Origin of the sequence: Synechococcus sp. R6-10 (assembly GCF_047461815.1) — a bacterium.
GTDB lineage: Bacteria > Cyanobacteriota > Cyanobacteriia > Thermostichales > Thermostichaceae > Thermostichus.
The window spans coordinates 1-4,500 of sequence record NZ_JANSHW010000609.1; the positions used below are offsets into that span (position 1 = coordinate 1).

A 4,500-nucleotide genomic window follows, 5' to 3' on the forward strand; every position below is an offset into this window, starting at 1 on the left:
TATTTTGGGCAGTCACGCAGGTCAGGGCAGAGGTACCGTGTACCCGATGGAAAGCAAAGGTGCGCAAATCCGCTTGGATCCCTGCTCCCCCACCACTGTCGGATCCAGCGATGGTGAGGGCGACAGGGGGGTGCTGCTCGGCCAGCAGTGGAGCCGGAGTTGGTTCAGATGCAGAGACAGACATTGGCCAAACGACAAAAATGGGCAAGGGTACCGATAGCCATTTCCATCAATCAATATGAACCATCTCTTTAACGTAGCAATGAAACTGTTGGTTCTCGATTGGTCTGAGACCACTGGGGTATTGGGAAAACTCTTGCAGACGTCTGTCAAGAAGCTGACTAAGAGTGAGTTGTCCTAGTCTAAATCCGAGTAGCCCTCATCAGTGGTGGCGACCACCTCAACCCAGGCTCTATCCCCCTCCACCGCCGTCAAGCTCCAGCGCAGAAGCCGAGCCGGCTGGCCCAGCTCCCGGTCAACTTGCTGACAGAGGGATTGCTCCAGTTGCGGGGCAGAGAGAGGCGAGCTCAACGGCAGAGATAGGTGCAACAAATGCAACTTCACAGGAGTCGAGAACTGATCTCGCCAAGGAAACAGACTTACTTTCGATAACTTCTAACACTAAGAATCCAACAATATAAACTAATGTAGTATTTTCAGATTAGGCTGAGACAGCCGGGCTACTGAGAAAAACCTTTTGGGCCCCTGCATTATTGCTCCGCAACGCTATTGCTCCGCAACGCTGACGCGAAGACGCGACCAAGGTTTTAGTTGTGGGTACAGTGTCCTAGTTTGAATCGAAATGACTACAACACCTACTAACAAGTAGACCTGAACAGAAATCCGGCACGGTTAGGAGCCAAACTGCAAACGGTAAACCTCTTCCTCTTGATCGGTCTCCACCTCCAAATCGGAGGTAGCATAGGCTACACACAGCAGCACAAAGCCCTGAGCCTGCAGTTCTGGGCCAATCCCCATTGCCTCTGTCTGAGTCACAGATCCCGACTTCAGCCGCCCCGCACAGGTGGTGCAAACCCCCGCCTGACAAGAGGAAGGCAGCTCTATCCCGTGTTCAAGAGCAGCTTGTAAAACCGTCTGATCCGCAGAGGCAGGGAAGCGGTAGGTTTGGCCGCGGTGATGAAGGGTTACTTGATAAGCCGTAGCAGACATCAGGAACGGGCTCCCGACGGAGTACGGGTCACCGTCAGAGACTGTGGCTGGCGCATTTTCTTCACCAGAGCCTGGATCTTTTTGGCTCCTTCCTTTTGCAGGTCGGCGATGTAGTGGCCTTTGAGCCGCTCCGCCTCAGCTTCATCGGAGAAGGGGCCGTAGTAGTAGGTGCAGTCCTCGGTGGTGATCTCGATCCAGACCGACAGGCCGCGCAGCTTATCCAACAGACTGACCAAAGGGTTGCTCACGGGATCCATCCCCCATTATCAAGTCTAGCAATCATTGGATGTCCTTTTGCAATCCCCTAGATTCTACTACTTTTATTGACGATTTGTTGAGGAATGTATCAACCTCAGGGCGTTTGAGGTGGTGGGGAGAGCGCTGCCGGTGGATTTCGTAGAGGGCAATGCCGGCGGCCACAGAAGCATTCAAGCTTTCAGTACGGCCTGCCAAGGGAATGGACAGCAGTTGGTCACAATGGCGCTGTGTGAGCAGGCTAATCCCTTCCCCCTCGGATCCCACTACCAAAGCAATGGGCCGCTGAAAATCGGCGCTATAGATGGGGTCAGCCCCTCGGCTGGTGGTGCCATAAACCCAAAACCCCTGCTCTTTGAGGTATTCCAAAGCCCGATTCAAATTCACCACCCGCGCCACCGGCAAGGTAGAGAGGGCTCCTGCCGCCACCTTCATCACCGTCGAGGTGACTCCTGCTGCCCGCCGTTGTGGGATCACCATCCCCTGCATGCCAAAAGCTTCTACGCTACGGGCAATGGCTCCCAAGTTATGGGGATCCTGGATCCCGTCTAGAACCACCAGCACCGGATTGGGGCTGGCCTGCCAGCTTCTTTCCACCAAATCCTCCAGGGCCACGTACTGATAAGGCGTGGCTTGGGCAGCGATACCCTGGTGGTTGGCGCCAGCCGTGAGGGCGTTCAGCCGCTTTGGAGACACTTCGTCGATAACGGTGCCCCGCGCTTTGGCTTCTTCCAACAGAGACAAAAATTGGGGGCTGTAGCGCAACTTCGGCAAGATCCAAACCCGATTGAGGGTGGCTTGACTTTTCAAAGCAGCCAGTACTGTCTGGCGACCGTAGATAATCTCTTGCTCCAGCTCGGTCTCCGGATTCCCGTCGGCCTGAGGCTGAACTTCCCCTGGCAAGATCCCTGTCTCGCCAGTGGAGAGGCCGGGATCCAGCTCGCCTACTGGTTGAGGAGCCATCTTGCCTTGGGGCCACTGCCGTTGCGCGTCGCGACGGATGGGCTTCACCGGAGCCTCTTGGGTGGCAAGCTTGGGATCCCCGTCTCGGCGTTTGGGCCGCTGTACCCGCTTGCTAACGGATTGCCCTGCCCTTCGCGGCTGCAGTTTGCCCGAGCGAGACAGCCGTGAAGCAGGTTTGCGCTGAGAAGTCTTGGGCATGGGCGTGGAAGATGGAAAGACGGAAAGACTATCCTAACCTTCCCACTCGCCTAGGGTCTCAGCCAAAACATCAGTGAGGGCGAGGATATGGCGCAGCCGTTCGGGATTGGCCAGGTAGAGATAGCCCAGAACTGTTTCCAGGCCGCTGGCGTTTTGGTAATCGGCCAGAGGCAGATGCCGGGGTGGGCGACCGCAGCCATTGCGACCCCAGCGGACAATTTCCTGCTCTTCGGGGTTGAGATGGGGCAACAGGGCCAACAGCAGCTTAGCCTGAGCCGAGCCGCGCACCCGCCTCACCACCTGCTGATGATAGCGCTCCAGTCGATCCGGAGGAAATAGCCGTTGCCGCCGCACATGCAGTTCGTAAATGGCGTCTCCCAAGTAGGCCAAGGCTGCGGGCGATAGGCGGCGAATCTCGGCCAAGGAGGGCCTTTCGGAAGTGGGCTCGAACAGCAGATCGTTCACAGCAGCTCACGAAAGATAGGCAGAAAAATCTCTAGAACCGCTGTTATCGGCTCATTGCAGAATTCAGTCCATGCTAAGACAAGCTTCCTCTGGTCTGCCAGCCCGACCCACCCTCTTTGCTGCCTTGCAGGTGATTTGGATCACGAGGCCCAAAGAGAAAAGGTGCTATCGAGTAGACAGGGCAAAGCCGGTTAAGGGGCTGATGTTATGAGCCTTGAAAAGCCAGTTGGAGTTACTGCCAAGAATCTGGAGAGCAAAATCCAAGAAATTGTGGGTGAGCTGGCCAGCGATCAGCGTGAAAGGCTGGAAGGTAAGGCCGAGCAAACAAAGGCAGCCACCCACCCTGGAGTCGAGGATGCTCGAGAAGCGATTAAAGACGTTGTGGATGATCCAACGGATGGCCAATAGCTCCAGTTAAGATGCGGGGACAAGGAGATCTGCATTCAGCAAAAGCAGGTAGGCGACGACCGCCCCCCCCATACCCCCTACCAAAAAGCCAGCGGCCAATTCGCTCCAAGATTGGGATCCCCCTACCGGCCCTATGTTGCGCTGCGAAGTGACAGTGCCGTAGAGAGAAAGGGCCGCCGTCAGAATCAAGATCAGGCCACAGGCTCCCAAAAAGCCGCTCAGCAGACCGATGGGCTCGTTGCGCAGCGGCCCCAGCTTGGCAAAGGGGCCTACCAGCCAATAGCCGTGGGCCATACCGATTTCCAAGCCCCGCCAAATGGAACTCAATCCCGGTCGGTTGATGGGCAGCCAGTCGATCAACAGCCGGACAACAGGCGCGTGGTTGATCGGTGTCCAGAGATCCCCAATTTGCGGATCTCCCTCAGGGACGGTGACGTATCCCTTATTCATGTTCAACCTATTCAACGGAGCAGGATCGGCATTGGGTTCGACCATTTCAGCAACTCTGTGTCCAGTTCAAAGGAGGATGGAAAAAAGCCTAAAAAAGCAGGGATCCCACCGGGCGTAGGTTGCGCTGGGGATCCCTGGCCTACACTCAGAACGTCAAAATGTCGGGGAAGAAGCGATTGATCTCGATGAACAGGGCAAAAACAAAGCTGGAAAACAGGATAAATGCCACCGGAGCAGTGGTGAGAAACTTGGTGAAATCAGCCATAGACGCCTCTCAAAAGTTAAATAAATCGAGTTAGAAAGCCGGGCTCAGCTCCTCAGCGGGGGGAGATGGGCACAGCCGCTTCCGGCTCTCGAATTTCGCCGCTGGCAATTTCCTTAAAAGCAGCAGCGGGCCAAGCCAAAGCCGTGAGGAAGCACCGCAGCGCCAGCGGTACATCGATCAGGCTTTCTTTCATTTCGGGGCTATCCTCATCCCGAACCGCGATCAGGTAAGAACGCCCCGCCCAGCCCAGCCAACCGGCAATATACAGGAAGAGCAGACCGGGGATGAGAAACTCGCCCGCATGGTTCAACCGACCATCCGTAACC

At 56.1% G+C, this 4,500-nt stretch carries 9 protein-coding genes and 1 pseudogene; 1 reads left to right on the forward strand and 9 read right to left on the reverse strand.

What is annotated here, in order from left to right; genetic code table 11:
- From NW837_RS14480 to NW837_RS14505, 6 genes are all read right to left on the reverse strand, one after another.
- On the reverse strand, positions 1 to 184 hold a 184-nt coding region (locus NW837_RS14480), incomplete at its 3' end, for a bifunctional hydroxymethylpyrimidine kinase/phosphomethylpyrimidine kinase (protein ID WP_414332281.1).
- Between the two features lie 173 nt (positions 185 to 357).
- Complete coding sequence (locus NW837_RS14485) at positions 358 to 564, reverse strand: hypothetical protein (RefSeq protein WP_414332282.1); 207 nt, start codon at positions 562 to 564, stop codon at positions 358 to 360.
- 288 nt (positions 565 to 852) lie between these two features.
- Complete coding sequence (locus tag NW837_RS14490) at positions 853 to 1,170, reverse strand: 2Fe-2S iron-sulfur cluster-binding protein (protein ID WP_011434371.1); 318 nt, start codon at positions 1,168 to 1,170, stop codon at positions 853 to 855.
- On the reverse strand, positions 1,170 to 1,427 hold the full coding sequence (locus NW837_RS14495) for a DUF1816 domain-containing protein (protein WP_011434370.1): 258 nt from the start codon (positions 1,425 to 1,427) through the stop codon (positions 1,170 to 1,172). The genes NW837_RS14490 and NW837_RS14495 overlap by 1 nt, the downstream gene beginning before the upstream one ends.
- A gap of 22 nt (positions 1,428 to 1,449) precedes the next feature.
- Positions 1,450 to 2,586, reverse strand: a complete 1,137-nt coding sequence (rlmB, locus tag NW837_RS14500) for a 23S rRNA (guanosine(2251)-2'-O)-methyltransferase RlmB (RefSeq protein WP_414332283.1) — start codon at positions 2,584 to 2,586, stop codon at positions 1,450 to 1,452.
- Between the two features lie 33 nt (positions 2,587 to 2,619).
- On the reverse strand, positions 2,620 to 3,051 hold the full coding sequence (locus tag NW837_RS14505) for a ribonuclease III domain-containing protein (RefSeq protein ID WP_011434368.1): 432 nt from the start codon (positions 3,049 to 3,051) through the stop codon (positions 2,620 to 2,622).
- A gap of 207 nt (positions 3,052 to 3,258) precedes the next feature.
- On the opposite strand from NW837_RS14505, the gene NW837_RS14510 reads away from it, so the two are divergent.
- Entirely contained in the window at positions 3,259 to 3,459 is a 201-nt protein-coding gene (locus tag NW837_RS14510) for a hypothetical protein (RefSeq protein ID WP_041436874.1), read from the forward strand.
- A 6-nt stretch (positions 3,460 to 3,465) separates the two neighbouring features.
- Here the strand turns inward: NW837_RS14510 and NW837_RS14515 are convergent, their stop codons facing one another.
- The 3 genes and pseudogenes from NW837_RS14515 to NW837_RS14525 form a co-directional block, all read right to left on the reverse strand.
- Positions 3,466 to 3,954, reverse strand: coding sequence for a photosystem I reaction center protein subunit XI (locus NW837_RS14515; RefSeq protein ID WP_414332284.1), 489 nt, complete (start codon positions 3,952 to 3,954; stop codon positions 3,466 to 3,468).
- Between the two features lie 100 nt (positions 3,955 to 4,054).
- Positions 4,055 to 4,174 carry a photosystem I reaction center subunit IX gene (locus NW837_RS14520; RefSeq protein ID WP_011434365.1) on the reverse strand — a complete coding sequence of 40 codons (120 nt, stop codon included), beginning with the start codon at positions 4,172 to 4,174 and terminating at the stop codon, positions 4,055 to 4,057.
- A 52-nt stretch (positions 4,175 to 4,226) separates the two neighbouring features.
- Positions 4,227 to 4,500 (reverse strand): annotated as a pseudogene (locus NW837_RS14525) (Photosystem I reaction center subunit III); the annotation flags it as partial.

Bases quoted from the DNA above. Each gene is read 5' to 3' on its own strand.
- NW837_RS14490 (WP_011434371.1), bottom strand. From the start codon at position 1,170: ATGTCTGCTACGGCTTATCAAGTAACCCTTCATCACCGCGGCCAAACC.
- NW837_RS14495 (WP_011434370.1), bottom strand. From the start codon at position 1,427: ATGGATCCCGTGAGCAACCCTTTGGTCAGTCTGTTGGATAAGCTGCGC.
- rlmB (WP_414332283.1), bottom strand. From the start codon at position 2,586: ATGCCCAAGACTTCTCAGCGCAAACCTGCTTCACGGCTGTCTCGCTCG.
- NW837_RS14510 (WP_041436874.1), top strand. From the start codon at position 3,259: ATGAGCCTTGAAAAGCCAGTTGGAGTTACTGCCAAGAATCTGGAGAGC.
- NW837_RS14515 (WP_414332284.1), bottom strand. From the start codon at position 3,954: ATGGTCGAACCCAATGCCGATCCTGCTCCGTTGAATAGGTTGAACATG.
- NW837_RS14520 (WP_011434365.1), bottom strand. From the start codon at position 4,174: ATGGCTGATTTCACCAAGTTTCTCACCACTGCTCCGGTGGCATTTATC.